Raw genomic sequence first — 2,390 nt, 5'->3', positions numbered from 1 at the left:
ACCAGGTATTGCCCGAAACGGTTTTAAAAGCAGGAATAAATGCCGAACTGCAATTTCAGATCCTGGCGCTCCTGGCAACTTTTAGCGGGATTTACCTGGCTTATATTTTCTATTACAAACAACTGCAGCGCATTGAAAAGTTAAAACAATCGGGATTTGTTATGAACCTTTACCTTTTCTGGTTTTCGGGCTGGGGCTTTGATAAGTTATATAATGTATTAATTGTGAGGCCTGTTGTTTTCATTGCCAATATCAACAAAAACGATGTAGTTGATAAACTTTACCAGGGTATCACGTTTGTCACAATCCGCCTTTATCAATTTTTATCATTTACCCAGTCGGGGTCATTAAGATGGTATATCATGGGGTTGGTTGCAGGTGCAATAATCATATTAAGCATACAAATAATGTTATGATACTTACTTATGTAATCGGCATATTAATGGGAGGTGGTCTGCTGGCACTCCTGTTGGGGCAATTGAATAAAAACCTGCCCCGCTGGGTTGCGCTTTGTACATTGTTAACTGGTTTTATTGCTTTGGTATCTTTTTGGATTAATCATTACCGAACTGCTAATGTCAATTTTTCCAATACCTGGATGATTGACTACCGGCATAGGTGGATCCCGTCGCTGGGTATAAGCTTTCACCTGGCTATTGACGGGTTAAGCCTGTTGATGCTGGTGCTAACTTTTTTCCTTGGAATTTTGGCGGTGCTGTGTTCCTGGAACGACGTAAAAGAACGCCTGGGCTTTTATCATTTCAATTTACTTTGGATCCTGGCCGGAATTTCAGGGGTATTCATGGCGATGGATATGTTCCTGTTTTACTTTTTCTGGGAGGTGATGCTTATTCCTATGTATTTTCTGATTGGCATATGGGGAAGCGAAAACCGGGTTTATGCTGCCTACAAGTTTTTTATTTTCACCCAGGCCAGCGGTTTGTTGATGTTGCTGGCCATAATTGGCTTATATTTTATTCACGGTAATAATACGGGTATTTATACCTTCAACTACTTTGAATTACTGGGAACCGTTGTGTCTCCTGGTATTGCTTTTTGGCTGATGCTGGGTTTTATGATTGCCTTTGTGGTGAAATTACCCATAGTACCCTTCCATACCTGGTTGCCCGATGCACACAGCGAAGCCCCTACCGCCGGAAGCTTAATATTGGCAGGGTTACTATTGAAAACAGGAGCGTACGGCATATTAAGGTTTGTTCTTCCTTTGTTTCCGGAAGCAGCGCGGGAGTTAGCACCATGGGCGATGCTCTTCGGTGTGATAGGGGTTATTTATGGAGCTATCCTGGCTTATTCGCAAACCGATCTTAAACGCCTGGTAGCTTATACAAGCGTTAGCCACATGGGCTTTGTGATACTGGGTATTTTTGCTTTTAATGAACTGGCCTTACAGGGGGTAGTAATGCAACTTGTTACACATGCAATAAGTACAGGGGCATTGTTTATTATGGCAGGGATGCTTAAAGAACGCCTGCATACCCGCGACATTAACCATATGGGTGGACTTTGGACCCAAATGCCTCAAATGGGGGCTATAGGAATGTTGTTTGCCATGGCATCTTTGGGCTTGCCCGGATTAGGGAATTTTATTGCGGAGTTCCTGATATTATTAGGCGCTTTTAAAGCCAATGTAATGCTTACTGTTATTGCAACAATCGGCCTCGTTTTTTCTGCCATTTATTCCTTGCGTATTGTACAGAAAGTATTTTTAGGACCATCAGAAAGACCGGATCAGGTTCGCGATTTTTCATTCAGAGAAATAATGGTAATGGCAGCGCTTACATTATCAATTATATGGCTGGGTTTGTATCCACAACCGGTTGTGGATACAGTTAAGCCAATGATTAACAAATTAGAGCATATTTTTCCAACCGAAAATAAAAGTGCGGAAAAAGCGAACCTTCAGGCAACGCCATCAAATACACATAAATATCTGGTCAAAAAATAAGAAGAACGCTATGTCAGGTAACGATTTTTTCGCTCTTACACCATTAGTATTACTTGCCGGTTCTTCCGTGCTCATTATGCTTTTGATCGCAATAAAGTTGAGTCACCGCGTAATTCAGCTAAGTAGCCTGCTTTTGTTTACCATCGCCTTTTTTTCTCTTTTTTATATTCAAAAATCGCTTCCGTACCATATTGAACCATTGCTGGTTATAGATGGGTTTTCGGTGTTCATTATGGGGCTGATCATTTTTTCGGGTTTGGTGGTCAATATCCTTTCTTATATCTATTTTGAAGAAAAGGAAGAAAGTCCGAAAGAATATTACGTATTGCTTTTTCTGTGTACCCTTGGGGCTTGTGTATTGGCCGTCAGTAAACATTTTGTTTCTTTATTCCTGGGGCTTGAAATTCTCACTGTTGGTTTGTAC

1 protein-coding gene and 2 pseudogenes are annotated in these 2,390 nt (G+C 41.1%); all 3 read left to right on the top strand.

What is annotated here, in order from left to right; translation table 11 throughout:
• Window positions 1-416: pseudogene (locus tag AC1DPZ_RS25630) on the top strand (NADH-quinone oxidoreductase subunit L); the annotation flags it as partial.
• On the top strand, window positions 413-1,966 hold the full coding sequence (gene nuoM, locus AC1DPZ_RS25625) for an NADH-quinone oxidoreductase subunit M (protein ID WP_477408818.1): 1,554 nt from the start codon (window positions 413-415) through the stop codon (window positions 1,964-1,966). The pseudogene AC1DPZ_RS25630 and the gene nuoM, both read left to right, overlap by 4 nt.
• A gap of 10 nt (window positions 1,967-1,976) precedes the next feature.
• A pseudogene (locus AC1DPZ_RS25620) lies at window positions 1,977-2,390 on the top strand (NADH-quinone oxidoreductase subunit N); the annotation flags it as partial.

It is taken from the genome of Mucilaginibacter sp. P4_G9 (assembly GCF_056400985.1).
This window is presented reverse-complemented; position numbering and strand designations above follow the sequence as displayed.